14 protein-coding genes, 2 rRNA genes and 1 riboswitch (1 of these 17 running past the window's edge) are annotated in these 16,428 nt (G+C 61.2%); of the genes, 7 read left to right on the top strand and 9 right to left on the bottom strand.

Going from position 1 to position 16,428, the window contains the following annotated elements; translation table 11 throughout:
* The 6 genes from OC537_RS12570 to OC537_RS12545 form a co-directional block, all read left to right on the top strand.
* A 23S ribosomal RNA gene (locus OC537_RS12570) occupies positions 1-787 on the top strand (it extends 2,103 nt beyond the left edge of the window).
* A gap of 124 nt (positions 788-911) precedes the next feature.
* A 5S ribosomal RNA gene (gene rrf, locus OC537_RS12565) occupies positions 912-1,026 on the top strand.
* A 287-nt stretch (positions 1,027-1,313) separates the two neighbouring features.
* Positions 1,314-1,763 carry a pullulanase gene (locus OC537_RS12560; RefSeq protein WP_106885884.1) on the top strand — a complete coding sequence of 150 codons (450 nt, stop codon included), beginning with the start codon at positions 1,314-1,316 and terminating at the stop codon, positions 1,761-1,763.
* A gap of 206 nt (positions 1,764-1,969) precedes the next feature.
* Entirely contained in the window at positions 1,970-4,117 is a 2,148-nt protein-coding gene (locus tag OC537_RS12555; RefSeq protein ID WP_262111681.1) for an adenosylcobalamin-dependent ribonucleoside-diphosphate reductase, read from the top strand.
* Between the two features lie 9 nt (positions 4,118-4,126).
* Positions 4,127-4,810: an NrdJb gene (locus tag OC537_RS12550; RefSeq protein WP_171276804.1), complete on the top strand. Its 684-nt coding sequence runs from the start codon at positions 4,127-4,129 to the stop codon at positions 4,808-4,810.
* Positions 4,811-5,029: 219 nt separating this feature from the next.
* Entirely contained in the window at positions 5,030-6,400 is a 1,371-nt protein-coding gene (locus OC537_RS12545) for a PhoH family protein (protein ID WP_106885887.1), read from the top strand.
* Between the two features lie 64 nt (positions 6,401-6,464).
* Here the strand turns inward: OC537_RS12545 and OC537_RS12540 are convergent.
* From OC537_RS12540 to thiB, 4 genes are all read right to left on the bottom strand, one after another.
* Positions 6,465-7,684 (bottom strand): IS3 family transposase gene (locus tag OC537_RS12540; protein WP_262110598.1). Its coding sequence is split into 2 segments (ribosomal slippage): positions 6,465-7,336 and positions 7,336-7,684, totalling 1,221 coding nucleotides; the frame shifts between segments, so codons are not numbered across the junction.
* A gap of 110 nt (positions 7,685-7,794) precedes the next feature.
* Positions 7,795-8,499, bottom strand: coding sequence for a thiamine ABC transporter ATP-binding protein (gene thiQ, locus OC537_RS12535; RefSeq protein WP_262111677.1), 705 nt, complete (start codon positions 8,497-8,499; stop codon positions 7,795-7,797).
* 69 nt (positions 8,500-8,568) lie between these two features.
* Positions 8,569-10,197 (bottom strand): thiamine/thiamine pyrophosphate ABC transporter permease, encoded by a 1,629-nt coding sequence (thiP, locus tag OC537_RS12530; protein ID WP_262111675.1) that lies wholly within the window; start codon positions 10,195-10,197, stop codon positions 8,569-8,571.
* Entirely contained in the window at positions 10,173-11,153 is a 981-nt protein-coding gene (gene thiB, locus OC537_RS12525; RefSeq protein WP_262111673.1) for a thiamine ABC transporter substrate binding subunit, read from the bottom strand. The genes thiP and thiB overlap by 25 nt, the downstream gene beginning before the upstream one ends.
* A 100-nt stretch (positions 11,154-11,253) precedes the next feature.
* A riboswitch (TPP riboswitch) is annotated at positions 11,254-11,344 on the bottom strand.
* Between the two features lie 91 nt (positions 11,345-11,435).
* Here thiB and OC537_RS12520 point away from each other — a divergent pair.
* Positions 11,436-11,726 (top strand): PilZ domain-containing protein, encoded by a 291-nt coding sequence (locus OC537_RS12520; protein WP_025328169.1) that lies wholly within the window; start codon positions 11,436-11,438, stop codon positions 11,724-11,726.
* 104 nt (positions 11,727-11,830) lie between these two features.
* Here the strand turns inward: OC537_RS12520 and OC537_RS12515 are convergent, their stop codons facing one another.
* The 5 genes from OC537_RS12515 to leuB form a co-directional block, all read right to left on the bottom strand.
* Positions 11,831-12,760 carry a transglutaminase domain-containing protein gene (locus tag OC537_RS12515; RefSeq protein WP_262111670.1) on the bottom strand — a complete coding sequence of 310 codons (930 nt, stop codon included), beginning with the start codon at positions 12,758-12,760 and terminating at the stop codon, positions 11,831-11,833.
* A 104-nt stretch (positions 12,761-12,864) separates the two neighbouring features.
* Entirely contained in the window at positions 12,865-12,999 is a 135-nt protein-coding gene (locus OC537_RS12510) for a hypothetical protein (RefSeq protein WP_262111668.1), read from the bottom strand.
* Between the two features lie 23 nt (positions 13,000-13,022).
* Positions 13,023-13,622, bottom strand: a complete 600-nt coding sequence (leuD, locus tag OC537_RS12505) for a 3-isopropylmalate dehydratase small subunit (protein WP_262111666.1) — start codon at positions 13,620-13,622, stop codon at positions 13,023-13,025.
* Positions 13,623-13,634: 12 nt separating this feature from the next.
* Positions 13,635-15,032 carry a 3-isopropylmalate dehydratase large subunit gene (gene leuC / locus OC537_RS12500; RefSeq protein WP_234568407.1) on the bottom strand — a complete coding sequence of 466 codons (1,398 nt, stop codon included), beginning with the start codon at positions 15,030-15,032 and terminating at the stop codon, positions 13,635-13,637.
* A gap of 32 nt (positions 15,033-15,064) precedes the next feature.
* Positions 15,065-16,150 carry a 3-isopropylmalate dehydrogenase gene (gene leuB / locus OC537_RS12495; protein WP_106885894.1) on the bottom strand — a complete coding sequence of 362 codons (1,086 nt, stop codon included), beginning with the start codon at positions 16,148-16,150 and terminating at the stop codon, positions 15,065-15,067.
* Between the last annotated feature and the right edge of the window lie 278 nt (positions 16,151-16,428).

Here is a 16,428-nt window from a genome sequence, read left to right as displayed (position 1 = left end):
AGGTGGGAGGCTTTGAAGGCGTGACGCCAGTTGCGCTGGAGCCGTCCTTGAAATACCACCCTTGTATGTTTGATGTTCTAACGCAGGGCCCTGAATCGGGCTCGCGGACAGTGCCTGGTGGGTAGTTTGACTGGGGCGGTCTCCTCCCAAAGAGTAACGGAGGAGCACGAAGGTTGGCTAATCCTGGTCGGACATCAGGAGGTTAGTGCAATGGCATAAGCCAGCTTAACTGCGAGACGGACAGGTCGAGCAGGTACGAAAGTAGGTCATAGTGATCCGGTGGTTCTGAATGGAAGGGCCATCGCTCAACGGATAAAAGGTACTCCGGGGATAACAGGCTGATACCGCCCAAGAGTTCATATCGACGGCGGTGTTTGGCACCTCGATGTCGGCTCATCACATCCTGGGGCTGAAGTCGGTCCCAAGGGTATGGCTGTTCGCCATTTAAAGTGGTACGCGAGCTGGGTTCAGAACGTCGTGAGACAGTTCGGTCCCTATCTGCCGTGGGCGTTGGATGATTGAAGGGAGTTGCTCCTAGTACGAGAGGACCGGAGTGAACGAACCTCTGGTGTTCGGGTTGTCACGCCAGTGGCACTGCCCGGTAGCTAAGTTCGGAATCGATAACCGCTGAAAGCATCTAAGCGGGAAGCGAGCCCTGAGATGAGTCATCCCTGACCCCTTGAGGGTCCTAAAGGGCCGTTGGAGACCACAACGTTGATAGGTGGGGTGTGTAAGCGCGGCGACGTGTTGAGCTAACCCATACTAATTACCCGTGAGGCTTAACCATACAACACCCAAGAAGTGTTTCTGGCCTTGTAGCAAGTGCGTGAACTACTAACTAATTCAGTGATAGCGACGAGCCATTAAGGCCAAGTCGTTATTCACGTCAGCTTTCCGGATGAAGTTTTTTGCCTGGCGGCCATAGCGCCGTGGAACCACCTGATCCCATGCCGAACTCAGAAGTGAAACGCGGTAGCGCCGATGGTAGTGTGGCATTCGCCATGCGAGAGTAGGACACTGCCAGGCACCCAATTAGAAGAAACCCCGCTCATCGAGCGGGGTTTTTTATTGCCTGAAAATCAGTGCGTTGACTGATAATTTAGCTCGAACTCTCCCGCGGTTTGACGACATGATCTCCCCGGCCCAAAAAACTAGCCCCTTTTCTGTTCGATATTCATCCATCGGCGCCGAGTGCTGGATATAAAAAGCACAGAATGTGATGACTCTACCTTTCTTGTGATGCCCGCTCTGCTTTAATTCGTCTGCCCAGGTTCGATGGGCCAAGGAATCACAATAATCTGAGGAATGGACACATGTTCAAAAGAACAGTAACGATGATGCTGGCGGCGGGAACCCTGGTATTAGGCGGTTGCGCATCCAATGGCGGTGCAGAGCAGGCGGCAGACAACAGCGACTTCGATGGCAAATCCATCTACCTGCGCGGGGAAATGAACGACTGGATGGCGACCGATGAGAGCAAGGTGGTCAAAGTGGCCGACAAGCTCTACATGGCCAAGGGCACGCTCAAGAAAGAGTGGGCTCCCTACAAGTTCAAGTTCGCCGATACCGGCTGGAGCTGTGGCACCAACTTCGGCTACAAGAGCCCGAGTGATGGTGTCGCCGTGCTGGGCGGAGAGCCTGTGCCGGTCAATCCCTGCTCCAAGTATGAGGACATGAAGTTCTCGCCGGATGCCGATGGTGTCTACGAGTTCTATCTGAATATGGCGGGTGAGACGCCGAGCGTGTACGTCAAGAAGCCCTGAGATCCCCTCTCCCGTTAAATTTATCGGGAATGAACCGGTTAAATGCCCTGGCCCAAATATCTGCTGGCCGGGGCATTTTTTTAGGATAGAATCGGCGCCCCGTGAGAGAGATACTATATATAGTGTTATCTGGTTGATATGAAACCTATTGGTTGTGTTTTTGACTCTGTCATGACGTTGTTGCATTCACATAAGGTGGCTTGAAAATGGCTAAATCCAACCCTGTGCTAGAGAGTGGAACCGGCTCTGCCCTCATCCCCATGCAGGAAACCTCCCTCGAGATCTGGGACAGCAAGTATCGCCTCAAGAGCAAGGATGGGGCGCCTATCGACGGCACCATAGACGAGACTTATCAGCGGGTCGCCCGTGCGCTGGCGGCGCAGGAGAGCGAGCCTGATGCATGGTATGAGCCCTTCCTGTGGGCGCTGCGCAATGGGGCCATTCCAGCGGGCCGCATCACCTCCAATGCCGGGGCCTTTGAGCACAAGCCTGCCACCTCGACCATCAACTGCACTGTCTCCGGTACCATCGAAGATTCGATGGATGACATTCTCGGCAAGGTGCACGAGGCCGGTCTGACCCTGAAAGCGGGCTGTGGCATCGGCTATGACTTCTCGACCCTGCGTCCGCGCGGTGCCTTTGTCTCCGGTGCCGGGGCCTATACCTCGGGGCCGCTCTCCTTCATGGATATCTACGACAAGATGTGTTTCACCGTCTCGTCGGCGGGCGGTCGCCGTGGCGCCCAGATGGGCACCATGGATATCCGGCATCCCGACGTGATCGAGTTCATCCAGGCCAAGCGGGAAGATGGTCGCCTGCGCCAGTTCAACCTCTCCCTGCTCATCACCGAAGAGTTCGTCAAGGCGGTGAAGGAAGATGCTCCCTGGCGACTCATCTTCCCCTACACTGCCAAAGAGGTGGAGCAGGATGGCATTGCGCTGGACGATCCCGAGCAGGTGCTCTGGGCCGACTGGCCGAACAAGGAAGGGGTGGTGATCAACGCGCTGGGCCAGGTGGCCTGCAAGGTCTACAAGACCCTGCCCGCGCGCAAGCTGTGGAACGTCATCATGACCTCCACCTATGACTATGCAGAGCCCGGTTTCATCCTGATCGACAAGGTCAACCAGATGAACAACAACTGGTTCTGCGAGGAGATCCGCGCCACCAACCCCTGTGGCGAGCAGCCCTTGCCCCCCTATGGCGCCTGTCTGCTCGGCTCGGTCAATCTGACCAAATTTGTGCGCGACCCTTTTACTGAAAAAGCGGCGTTCGATTGGCAGGCATTTCGCAAGGTGGTGGCCATCTTCACCCGTATGCTCGACAACGTGGTGGAGATCAACCAGCTGCCGTTACCCAGGCAGCGCGAGGAGATCACAGCCAAGCGCCGTCATGGCATGGGCTTCCTTGGTCTGGGCTCGACCCTCACCATGCTGCAGATAAAATATGGCTCTGCCGCTTCTGTCGCCTTCACCGAGCAGGTCTCCCAGGAGCTGGCCATGACCGGCTGGCAGGAGTCCCTGCGTCTGGCCAAGGAGAAGGGCCCTGCCCCCATCATGGAGCAGGAGTTCGAGGTGACCGGCAAGATGTTGCGGCTGCGCCCCGAGATGGCGGCCGATGGCATCAAGGTCGGCGACAGGCTCAAGGGCAAGGTGCTGCATGCGCGCTACAGCCGCTACATGCAACAGGTGGCCGAGGTGGATCCCGCCCTGGTGGCCGCGCTGGCCGAAACCGGTGGTCGTTTCACCCACCACAGCAGCATAGCGCCGACCGGCACCATATCTCTGTCACTGGCCAACAACGCCAGCAACGGCATAGAGCCGAGCTTCGCCCATCACTACAGCCGCAACGTCATCAAGGCGGGCAAGAAGAGCAAGGAGAGCGTGGATGTCTACTCCTTCGAGCTGCTGGCCTACCGGGAGCTCATCAACGCCGCTGCCATGCCTTACACCGAGGATGAGGCCTGCCGTCTGCCGGATTACTTCATCACAGCCGACGACATCAGCCCGGCCCAGCACGTGGACATCCAGGCGGCAGCCCAGCGCTGGATAGATTCGTCCATCTCCAAGACGGCCAACGTACCGACCGACTTCCCGTTCGAGCAGTTCAAGGACATCTACATGTATGCCTCGGACTCCGGGCTCAAGGGTTGTACCACCTTCCGCTTCAACCCCGAGGCCTTCCAGGGGGTACTGGTGAAGGAGAAGGATCTGGAGAACACTCAGTACGAGTTCACTCTGGAGGATGGCTCCGTCATCACGGTGAAGGGGAACGAAGAGATCGAATACGATGGCGAGCTGCACACCGCCGCCAACCTCTATGACGCCTTGAAAGAAGGCTATTACGGCAAATTCTGAGAACAGATTATGGTCAAGAAGATCGACAGGAAAATCGTCGCCTACAAGGTGAAAACCCGGGATGAGCCGCAAGAAGCACCGGCCCCCGAGGATGACGTGGTGCACATGCACGAGACTGTGCTGCGTCCGGAGCGGCTGATGGGCACCACCTACAAGCTGAAGACGCCGGAGCATGTCTCCGAGCACTCGTTGTTCATCACCATCAACGACATCATTCTCAACGAAGGCACAGTCCACGAGACGCGCCGTCCGTTCGAGATCTTCATCAACTCCAAGAGCCTGGAACACTACCAGTGGATAGTGGCGCTGACCCGCATCATCTCCGCGGTGTTTCGCAAGGGCGGGGATGTCACCTTCCTGGTGGAGGAGCTGAGATCCGTGTTCGATCCCAAAGGCGGTTACTGGAACAAGGGCAAGTATGTGCCGTCGCTCATCGCCGAAATTGGCAACGTGATCGAGACCCATCTCACCGAGATAGGCATGCTCAAGGCCACCGGGCTGGATGAGCACCAGCAGGCGTTTCTGGCCGAGAAGCAGGCACAGATGCAGGCCGAACAGGAGGCTGACGCCCAGCAGTCAGGAAGCGGCTTCCCGGCCAGTGCGGCGCTCTGCTACAAGTGCCACACCAAGGCGCTGGTGCAGAAGGATGGCTGCATGACCTGCCTCAACTGTGGCGATTCCAAGTGCGGCTGACAGGCGCGGCCTGACAGACAGAAGTGAAAAACGACCGGCCAGAGTGCCGGTCTTTTCATTGCTGCTTTTATGTTCGAACGAGACTGCCTTGCAAGCGATTTGTTGCGCAGCGGTAAAATCGGGCGTAGCGTTGGGGGTAATAAAACTGTCACGGCCGTGTGGTTTCAATGACATCTGAGATTCACACACGTGGCACCTTCAGTGCCAAGGAGGATGCTTATGGACAACACGGACCGAAAGCTGTTTATCCTGGATACCAACGTTCTGCTTCACGAACCCCTCGCCATTTACTCCTTCAAAGAGCACGACGTGCTCATCCCCATGACGGTGCTCGAAGAGCTCGACAACATCAAGGATCGCCAGAAAGACGTCAGCCGTGATGCCAGGGTCGCCATCCGCGCGCTGGAAGATGTGTTTCGCGACGCCAACCCCGAACAGATAGTGCAGGGGGTGGCGCTGGCGGGTGAGGCGAGCGGTCATATCTCCATCTTCAGCGATCACCATCTTCCTCAGGATGCCGAGGTGTTCACCGACAAGGAGGCGGACAACCGCATCATCAACGCGGCCCTCTACCTGCAAAAGCACGAGATGAAACGCCAGGTGGTGCTGGTGACCAAGGACATCAACATGCGCCTCAAGGCCAAGGGGGCTGGCCTTGCCCATGTGGAGGATTATCGCAGCGACCAGCTGATCGACGACATCCGGCTGCTGGCCAAGGGCTTCCAGGTGGTGCCTGGCAGCTTCTGGGAACGGGTGGGCGAGTGCGACAGCGAGACCCATGGTCGCGACACAGTCCACGTGATCGACTCGAACCTGCTGGAGGGGGTGCACGTCAACCAGTACCTGCTGGACGAGGAGAACTTCTTCGCAGCCAGGGTGCTCAGCCACGACGGTAACAAGATCCGCCTGAAAGATCTGGGCCGCGAGCGACTGATGTCACGCAAGGCCTGGGGGGTGCATCCCAAGAACATCTATCAGGGCATGGCGCTCGATGCCCTGCTGGATCCGCACATCGATCTGGTGATTCTGACCGGCCCGGCGGGCTGCGGCAAGACCTTGCTGGCCATGGCGGCGGCCCTGGAGCTGGTGATCGAGAAGGGGATCTACGAGAAGGTCATAGTCACCCGCAACACCCCGGAAATTGCCGAGAGCATCGGCTTCCTGCCCGGCACCGAGGAGGAGAAGATGATGCCCTGGCTGGCGGCGGTGACCGACACCCTGGAGGTGCTGCACAAGCAGGACGAGAACATGAGCGGGTCCCTGAGCTACATCATGGAGAAGGCCAACATCCAGTTCAAATCCGTCAACTTCATGCGCGGGCGCAGCATCCAGAACACCTTCGTGCTGCTGGACGAGTGCCAGAACCTGACCGCGTCCCAGATCAAGACCATCATCACCCGCTGCGGCGAGGGGACCAAGATCGTCTGCTCCGGCAACCTGGCCCAGATCGACTCCAACTACCTGAGCCCGGTGACCTCGGGTCTGACTTACATAGTCGAGCGTTTCAAGGACTTCGACGGCAGTGCCAACATCTTCCTGAACGGGGTGGTGCGCAGCCGACTGGCTTCGTTCGCCGAGGAAAATCTCTGATTTAACGCAATCTCTTGTCTAGTCCTGAAATAGGTTTACACATTTTCGTCTAGCTTCACGTGACTCAGAACCCCCGATGCACTGCATCGGGGGTTCTGTATTTCAAGGCATGATGCGGTCGCTCCAGGTTGTAAATATCCACTGCCTCACGCACCATCTCCCGCGCTTGCGCCAGGTCCTGCGGGCTTTGCAACAACAACTCCCCTTTCAAAATCCCGTTCACCCGCTCCGCCAACGCATTCTGGTAACAGTCATAACCATCCGTCATTGAGCATTTCACCCCGTGCCGGGCATGCAATGACTGATACAGGCCCGAGCAATACTGCACGCCGCGGTCCGAGTGATGGATAAGCTCCCCGCCGCCACGCCGTTGCTTCAGCGCTTGTCTGAACGCCATCGCCACCGACTCGGCGTGCATCCCTTCGTGCACGTGATGGCCCACTATCTTGCGTGAGTAAGCATCCGTCACCAGGCTCAGGTACAGCGGCCCGCTCCTGGCTGGCAGATAGGTGATGTCGGCGACCCAGACTTGCTCCGGTGCCACCGGCGTGACCTGCTCCGGCCCGGCCTTGAGCAAGTTGGGATGACGGTAGATACGGTGAAAACTGTGGGTGGTCTTGTGATACGCCCGCTTTGGCTGCACCAGCAGGCGGTGCTCGGCCAATATCTGAAACAGCCTGTCCCGCCCGACCTTGAGCCCGCCATCATCCTGACCCTGAAGCAGATAATGCAGCTTGCGGGTGCCCACCCGTGGTTGTCGCAGCCGTACCTGACGCACGAAGCGCACCACCTGCAGCCCCTGTGCATGGCGCAGGTCGGCAACCCGATTGCGCTTGTAGTAAGCCTGACGGCTTATCCCCAGAAACCGACAAGCCCTGACGATGGTCAGCCTCTGGACTTGCCGCTGCGAGAGGACTTGCCGGGTCGCTTTTTTACGATGGAGACGCCGTAGTCGTTCTTCAATACATCGACGACGGCCTCAAAGAACTGGGCCTTCTGGCTCATCAGCGCCAGCTGCTGCTCGAGCTCCTTGATGCGCTGTTCGGGCGTCTGGTTGTTGGGGTCAGGCATAGTGATGCTCCTGCCGGCGCGCACAGAAGCCCCCTGGCTCCAATCTTGCCGACCATGTTTACGCAACCATACCAGAACGGTGGAGTTGCCCTGAATGCCGTATCGGGCTTGTGCCTGCTGGCAGGTGAGCTCGCCTTTTTCAATCTGCTCGACCAGTGCCAATTTAAAAGTCAGCGAGTAATCGCGCTGTGTCCGTTTCACACCTTGTCCCATCGGGTTCTCCATTTATTGGGGGGAAAGGTGTAAACCATATTCAGGACGGGACATCTGCATGAGAAAGGGGAAGCCAGCAGGCTTCCCCTTTTTTGATCCCGTTGCCGTCATTACCCTTGTGTACGGCCAAGATAGCGCAGCAGCCCGGGGTGCTCGCTGTCTTGCAGTATGTCGGGTTTGCCCTGCAGAGCGATGCGGCCTTCATCCACGAACAACACCTGATCGGCGATGAGCTGGGCATCCTCAGGGTTGTGGGACACCATGAGCACAGTGATCCCCTGTTCGCAGGCGAGGCGGGCCACTTCGGCCAGCATCTCCCGGCGCAGGGCGGGATCCAGGGCCGAGAAGGGCTCATCCAGCAGCAGCAGGGGTTTTCCCCGCACCAGGGCGCGGGCCAGCCCCACCCGCTGTTGCTGGCCACCGGAGAGCTGCTCCGGCAGGCGGGTCAGCATGTCGCCAAGACCGACCCGCTTTGCGCCCTGTTTCACCTGCTCGCGCTGGGCCGGGCTCAGGCGCAGGCCCGGGTGCAGGCCGATGGCGATGTTGTCGAACACCGAGAGGTGCAGGAAGAGGTTGTGATCCTGAAACAGGGTGGTCACCGGCCGCTCGGCGGGGCCGAGCGGCAGCAGATCGACACCATCGAAGCTGAGACTGCCGGACTCCACCGGCACGAAACCGGCGATCATTCCGAGCAGGGTGGACTTGCCGGCGCCGCTTGGCCCTATCAGGGCGGTGATCTCCCCCCTGGGCAGGGTGGCGCTGAAGCTGACGCGCCAATCCGGGTAGCTGGTGACCAGCTCATCGATGTTCAGCATTTTTTCCTCTCAAAGAGTCCGTTCGACCAGCCAGAACAGCCGCAGAAACGGTAGCGCAGGGTTTGTACCTCAATGCTCGCCATTTTTTCCTCCAAGACCTCGCTCAACCAGCCAGAACAGGGAGAAACAGAGCGTGAGCAGCAGCAGGGCTGTGGCGGCCGCCTCGGTCAGCCGGTAGCTGCCGAGCTGCTGATAGAGCAGCCAGGGCAAGGTGGTGAGGGCCTGGCTGCCGAACATGGCGATGGCGCCGAGATCCCCGAGGGACAATATCATGGAGAGCGCCATGGCCAGCGCCAGCGGGCGGCGCAGCAGGGGCCACTCCACCAGTCGCAGGCGATGCAGACCGCGCACCCCCAGGCTGTCCGCCAGCCGGTCGTACTGACGCACCACCAGCTGCATGGGGGCGCTGAGGGTGCGCAGCACATAGGGCAGCGCCATCAGGGCGTTGACCAGTACCACCAGCCAGGGGCCGAGGGCAAAGACGTCGGCAAAGGGCATGAACATGATGAAGAGACCTGTACTCAGCACCACGGCCGGGATCATCAGGATCATGGAGCCGCTGGCCTCCCACAGGGCGGCGGCTCGCCGCTTGCGCCCGCGCACCCTCAGGTGGCGGCTGGTGAGCAGCAGACCGGCGCCAAGCAGGGTCGCCAGCGACCCGGCCGCTAGGGCGATGGCCAGGGATTGACCGCCCGCCTGCCACAGTCCGGGGGATGCCAGCGCCGTCAGCAGGCCGGGGTTGAAACCGGCCACGACTATGGCCAGCAGCGGCGGCAGGAAGATGGCGAGCCCGGTGCAGAGCGCCACGGCGTCCACCAGGCCTGTCCCCGGCTGATGGCGATCCGGCCGCAGGCAGGGGCGGCGGCTGGTGAGGCGGCTGGCAGGTGTGGTCTGCAGCCTGTGTTGCAGCAGGAGCAGGGCGACGGTCAGCAGCAGCTGTACCAGCGCCAGGCCGCCCGCGGTGGCGAGATCGAAATCAAAGCGCAGTGCCTGATAGACGGCGACTTCCAGGGTGGTGGACTTGGGGCCGCCGCCCAGCGCCAGCACAGTGGTGAAGCTGGTGAAGCAGAGCATGAAGATGAGGCTGGCGAGCCCCGGCAGTATGCCGCGGATGAGCGGCCACTCCAGCAGCAGGAAGATGTGGGATGAGCGCATGCCGAGCTGGCTGGCGAGGCGCCAGGAGGTCTCAGGGACGCTCTCTATGCTCTGCAGCATGAGGCGCGCCGCCAGCGGCATGTTGAAGAAGACATGGGCCAGCAGTATGCCGAACAGGCCGTACAGGTAGTTGCCAGGATCCAGCCCCAGGCCGCGCAGCAGCTGTGGCAACCAGCCCTGGCGACCGTGTACCGCGACCATGCCGAAGATGGCGATGATGACGGGCAGCACCAGGGAGAGGCCGAACAGCTTGAGCAGCAGGGCTCGGCCGGGGAAGCGGCGCCGCGTCAGGGCACGGGCCACCGGAATGGCGAGCCCCAGACTCAGCAGGGTGGAGAGCAGGGCCTGCCCCAGGCTGAAGCCCAGCACATGGCGCAGATAGGGATCGGCCAGCAGGGTGCGGGGAGACAAGGTGCCCGCCTGCCACAGCAGGGCCGCGAGCGGCCCTAGGGACAACAGCAAGATCAGCAGGGTGGCCGCACTGCCCGGCAGCCACCAGAGGGGACGAGAGCCTGCGTTCACTGGGTGACGGCTTGCAGCCATTCGCGGATCCAGTTCTTGCGATTGGCGGCCACCTCATCGGCGCTGAAGGTGAGCGGCTTGGCTACTGTGATCATCTGCTCGAAGCCCTTGGGCAGCGACTGGTCGATCACAGGGTACATCCAGTTGCCGGCGGGGATTTCCTGCTGGAAGGCCGGGCTTATCATGAACTGCAGGAACTGGTCCGCCAGCTTGTCCTGGACTGCGCCTTTCAGCTTGGCGGCCACTTCCACCTGACGGTAATGCCCCTCTGCGAAGGCGGCCGCCTGATACTGGGGCTTGTTTTCGGCGATCAGGTGATAGGCGGGGGAGGTGGTGTAGGAGAGCACCATGTCCGCCTCGCCATCGAGGAACATGCCATAGGCCTCGGACCAGCCCTTGGTGACGGTGACCGTCTTCTTGGCCAGCTGTGCCCAGGCGGCGGGGGCCTGGTCGCCGTAGACGGACTTCATCCACAGCATCAGCCCCTGGCCCGGGGTGGAGGTGCGGGGATCCTGATAGATCACCTTGAGATCGGGCCGTTCCACCAGCTCTTTCAGGCTCTTGGGGGGCTGCTTGAGTTTGTCCTTGTCGTAGACGAAGGCGAAGTAGCCGTAGTCATAGGGGACGAAGGTGTCATCCTGCCAGCCACCCGGCATCTTGAGGGCGTCTAGCCTGGTGTGATGGGGGGCAAACAGGCCGCTCTGCTTGGCCTCGCTGACCAGGGCATCGTCCAGCCCCAGCACCAGGTCTGCCTTGCTGTGCTGGCCTTCCAGCCGCAGCCGGTTGAGGATGGCGACGCCGTCTTCCAGGGCCACCAGGTTGAGGGTACAGCCGCACTCCTTCTCGAAGGCCTGCTTGATCTTGGGACCCGGGCCCCATTCGGCTGCAAACGAATCGTAGGTGTAGACGGTGAGGGTATCGGCGGCAAATGCCTGGGCAGAGAGCAGGCCGGTCGCGAGCAGCAGCAGGGTCTTCATCAATGGCACTCCTGTGGGTACTGAGGTGCCATGGGCAGCGGTCTGCTCATCAATGGCACGTCTCCTGTGGTGAGGGCCAGCGGATGAGGGCACAAAAAACGCGCGCCATGCCTCAAATTCCTCCGCCAGCATTATCTGGATCAGGTTCACGGGTATAATCTCAGCGGTAAACCGCACCCCGTTTGAGCAACGAACCGCATTGTATTGGCCTTCTTTGGGGGAGGCCAGCACTATGTTTCACGGGCCGCGCCGTGCGAGCCACCACCAAGGAGGATGCCCCCAGTGATCACCAGCACCAAGGAAAGACGTGCCTTCCAGCGCATGGTCATCAACGCCCCCGTCACCCTGTTCCAGCGCCAGCAGGTGCTTGAGGGAGTCTGCCGGGATCTCAGCGCCAATGGCATGGGGGTCGAGGTGAATGAACATGGCTTCGATCTGGCTCAACCCATCAGGGTGAGCCTGGCCACCAGCAGCAACCTGCTACCTCCCTTTGAGGCCCAGGCCCGCATAGTGCGGGTGCTGGAGGAGGAGGGCGGGCTCTTGCTGGCGCTGGAGTTCCTGCCGCTGACCTGAGCCCGCACGCCACCCTGTTCCATCGACCAGCCACCGGCTGGTCGATGCATTTTCGGCCCGGGCCAATCTTGTCTTCCCGCCCGGGTTGCCGCCCTGGGTGCGTTTCAGTTGCTGGCCAGCACGGGTTGGACGCTCAACTGTTTGCTGTCGACCAGCGTCTTGCTGGTGGGGGCGAGCTGGCCCATGGGAAGCTGGGCGGGGCCGGTCGGTTCCAGCAGCAGATAGCTTTCCCCTTGCCAGCTCAGGGTCGCCTGACCCGGGCCGGCCGGCAGCGCCACCCCCAGCAGGGCATGGCCCGGCACGAACACCATGGCCTGCTTCAGCTCGGGAAAGCGCTGGGCCAGCAGGGCCGCCATCAGGGTGACCTTGCTGTCACAATCCCCCCGGTTCTGCTCCAGCACCTGGCGGGGGCTCAGAAAGCCCTTGCCCGAGCGCCCCGACTGGCTGTCGAGCAGCTGATAGGGGATGGCCTGGATGAAGTCGAGCATGTGCGCCACCGTCTTCTGGCGCGCTTCCGTCTCTGTGGCTCCCTCCTGCTTGAGCTGCTCGGCCAGGGGCGCCAGTTCGGCGCGGCTCTCCAGGGCGATGCGCACATGATCCTGCTTGATGGCGGGGGCGCCGTCGGGGGGGGTGAAGGGCTGGAAGTAGTGCTGCTTGAGCCACTCGGCCTCCAGCCTGGCCTGCTCCGGCTTGACCCAGAGCGAGGCTTCCCTTGCCTTGTCGGCGTTGCGGCTCTTGAGGCTGAGGGCGAGGCTGGGGCGGGAGAGGGAGAATTGCACCTCGGGGAACTCAAGGGCAGCCTGCTGCAGCAAGGTCTGCAGCACCTCCTCCTGCATCCTGGCCGGGCGATAGGCGATGAGCGGCGGCAGCTTGCCCGCCTCCAGCCGGTAGCTGAGTTGCTGGGGTTGGCCCTCCCTGTCCTGCCAGCCGACGTTGAGCTGACCGCCGTTGCTGTTGAAATAGGTCTGCCCGGCGCTGGCCGGGAGGGCGAGCAGCATGCCAAGCAGCAGGGAGAGGGAGCGGGTCGTCTTCATCATCCTTTCCTGTCGGTGAGCCCACTGTGCCTGGGCGGGACTGAGAATAAAACAGGGAGCCTGGGCTCCCTGTGGATTCTACTCGTTTTCTTGCCGCTGGCGCGTCAGAGCCAGCTTGGCTGTTTTGCCTCGAAGGCACTGATGGCCGCTTCGTGCTGCAGGGTCAGGCCTATGGCATCCAGCCCGTTGAGCAGGCAGCAGATGGATGGGGGCGGAACTCGTCGATGTGGAAATCTCATCGGGCCCGCCCTCATATGTCTGTTTAAATCCAGCTTGGCTGTTTTGCCTCGAAGGCGCTGATGGTCGCTTCGTGTTGCAGGGTCAGGCCTATGGCATCCAGCCCGTTGAGCAGGCAGTAGCGACGGAATTCGTCGATCTCGAAACCGAAAGTGAGTGCACCGGCGCGCACCTGGTTCGCCTCCAGATCCACTTCGATCTGGGTGCCCGGATTGGCCGCGACCAGTTGGAACAGGGCCTCGACCTCTTCTTCTTTCAGGCGTACCGGCACCATGCCGTTGTTGATGGCGTTGCCGTAGAAGATGTCGGCAAAGCTCGGGGCAATGATGGTCTTGAAGCCGTAATCCGCCAGCGCCCAGGGGGCGTGCTCGCGGCTCGAGCCACAGCCGAAGTTCTCCCGGGCCAGCAGTATGCTGGCACCGGCGAATTGCGGCTGGTTCAGCACGAACTCGGGGTTGGGCTGCTGGCCTGCATCGTCCAGGAAGCGCCAGTCGTGGAACAGGTGCTTGCCAAAACCGATGCGGTTTACCTTCTGCAGAAACTGCTTCGGAATGATGGCGTCGGTGTCGACGTTGGCGCTGTCGAGGGGGACGACGATCCCCTTGTGTTGCTTGAAACCTGTCATGTTAACTCCCTCTTACAGTGCGCGAATGTCGGCAAAGCGACCGGTGACGGCGGCGGCGGCGGCCATGGCCGGGCTCACCAGATGGGTGCGACCGGCACGGCCCTGGCGCCCTTCGAAGTTACGGTTGCTGGTGGAGGCGCAGCGCTCCCCCGGTTGCAGCCGGTCGTTGTTCATGGCCAGACACATGGAGCAGCCGGGCAGGCGCCACTCAAAGCCCGCCTCGAGGAAGATCTTGTCCAGCCCCTCGGCCTCGGCCTGAGCCTTCACCTGCTCGGAGCCCGGCACCACCAGGGCCTGTACCCCGGCGGCGACCTTGCGGCCACGGGCAATGGCGGCGGCGGCACGCAGATCCTCGATGCGGCTGTTGGTGCACGACCCGATGAACACCTTGTCGATGGCGACATCACAGAGCTTCTGGCCTGGCTGCAAGTCCATGTAGGCGAGCGCCTTGCGGGCGGACTGCTGCTCCATCAGATCGCTGAAGGATTCCGGTGCCGGAATGGGTTCATTGACGGCGATCACCTGGCCCGGGTTGGTGCCCCAGGTCACCTGAGGCGCGATGTCGGCGGCGTTGAGCACCACCTCGGCATCGAAGGTGGCATCGGCATCGCTCTTGAGGGTCTGCCAGTAGGCGATGGCCTGCGCCAGTGACTCGCCTGTGGGGGCGAATACCTTGCCCTGGATGTAGTCGATGGTGGTCTGATCCGGGGCTATCATGCCCGCCTTGGCGCCGAGCTCGATGGCCATGTTGCACACCGTCATGCGCCCTTCCATGGAGAGACCCCTGATGGCATCGCCAGCGAACTCCACCACGTAACCTGTACCGCCGGCAGCGCCGACCTTGCCTATGATGGCCAGCACCACATCCTTGGCGCTGATGCCCTCGGCCAGCTTGCCATTGACCGAGATGCGCATGGTCTTGGCCCGGCCCTGTTTCAGGGTCTGGGTCGCCATCACGTGTTCCACTTCCGAGGTGCCGATGCCGAATGCCAGGGAGCCGAAGGCGCCGTGGGTGGCGGTGTGGGAGTCGCCGCAGACTATGGTGGTGCCGGGCAATGTGATGCCGAGCTCAGGCCCCATCACGTGGACTATGCCCTGGTATTTGTGGTTCAGATCGTAGAGACGGACCCCGAACTCCTTGCAGTTGGCTGCCAGGGTTTCCATCTGAATTCGGGCCATCTCGCCGGAAGCGGCGATGTCCTTGGTGGTGGTGGAGACGTTGTGATCCATGGTGGCCCAGGTCAGATCCGGGCGGCGCAGCGGGCGCTTCATGGCGCGCAGGCCGTCGAACGCCTGCGGGCTGGTCACTTCATGCACCAGATGGCGGTCGATGTAGATGAGGGGGGTTTCCCCTTCCACTTCCCGGACCACGTGGGCGTCGAACACTTTCTGATAGAGGGTCTTGGACATTGCTCTGTATTCCTTGTTATGTGCTGCGTGGCTCAGATCCGTGCGGCTATCTGGCTGCCCATCTCTGCGGTGCTCTGCACCGGATGCTGTGCGCTACCCTGATGCAGATCGGCGGTGAAGTAACCCTCGGCCAGAGCCTGAGCCACGGCCTGCTCTATGGCCTGGGCGGCGGCTTCCTGGCCCAGGCTGTAGCGCAGCATCAGGGCGGCGGAGAGGATCTGGGCTATGGGGTTCGCAATCCCCTTGCCGGCGATGTCCGGGGCCGAGCCACCGGCCGGTTCGAACAGGCCGAAGCCAGATTCGTTCAGGCTGGCGGAGGGGAGCAGCCCCATAGAGCCGGTGATCATGGCGCACTCGTCGGAGAGGATGTCGCCAAACAGGTTGGAGCAGAGCAGCACGTCGAACTGGGACGGATCCTTGATGAGCTGCATGGTGGCGTTGTCGATGTACATGTGGTTCAGCGCCACGTCCGGGTAGGACTTGGCAACTTGCGTCACCACCTCGCGCCACAGTATGGAGGAGGCGAGTACGTTGGCCTTGTCGATGGAGGTCACTTTGCTGCGGCGCACCCGGGCCGATTCGAACGCTATCTTGGCGATGCGTTCAATCTCGAAGCGGTGATACACCTCGGTGTCGAACGCCTTCTCGGTGGCACCTTCCCCTTCGCGCCCCTTGGGCTGGCCGAAGTAGATGCCGCCAGTCAGCTCGCGCACGCAGGCGATGTCGAAGCCGCGATCCGAGATGTCGGCACGCAGGGGGGAGAACTGCTCCAGACCGGTGTAGATACGGGCCGGACGCAGGTTGCAGAACAGTTTGAAGTGGGCACGCAGGGGCAGCAGGGCGCCGCGCTCCGGCTGATCGTTCGGCGGCAGGTGCTCCCACTTGGGGCCACCGACCGAGCCGAACAGCACGGCATCGGCTGCTTCGCAGCCGGCTATGGTGCTTTGTGGCAGCGGGGTGCCGTGGTTGTCGATGGCGATGCCACCGACATCAAAGCGATCATAGTCGAGGGAGAAGCCGAATTTGGTCTGCACCTTTTCCAGTACCTTGATGGCCTCTGCCATCACTTCCGGGCCAATGCCGTCCCCCGGCAATACTGCGATCCGATAACTGCTCATACTCTCTCCGTCCTGATGTTGTGTTGAGTTCCATCTGCCCAGTGACCCGGTACTGCGATCCTATACCTGTTCAGACTGTCTCCGTCCTGATGTTGTGTTGAGCTCCATCTGCCCAGTGATCCCATGCTGCGATCCTATACCTGTTCAGATTGTCTCCGTCCTGATGTTGTGTTGAGCTCCATCTGCCCAGTGACCCGATACTGCGATCCTCTACCTGTTCAGACTGTCTCCGTCCCGATGTTGTGATTTCATTCCATCTGTTCAGCTAGTCGATCGCT

This window comes from Aeromonas sp. Marseille-Q5825, assembly GCF_946892685.1.
GTDB lineage: Bacteria > Pseudomonadota > Gammaproteobacteria > Enterobacterales > Aeromonadaceae > Aeromonas > Aeromonas rivipollensis.
Note: the sequence above shows the minus strand (reverse complement) of the source record. Positions and strands in the feature narration are given on the sequence as shown.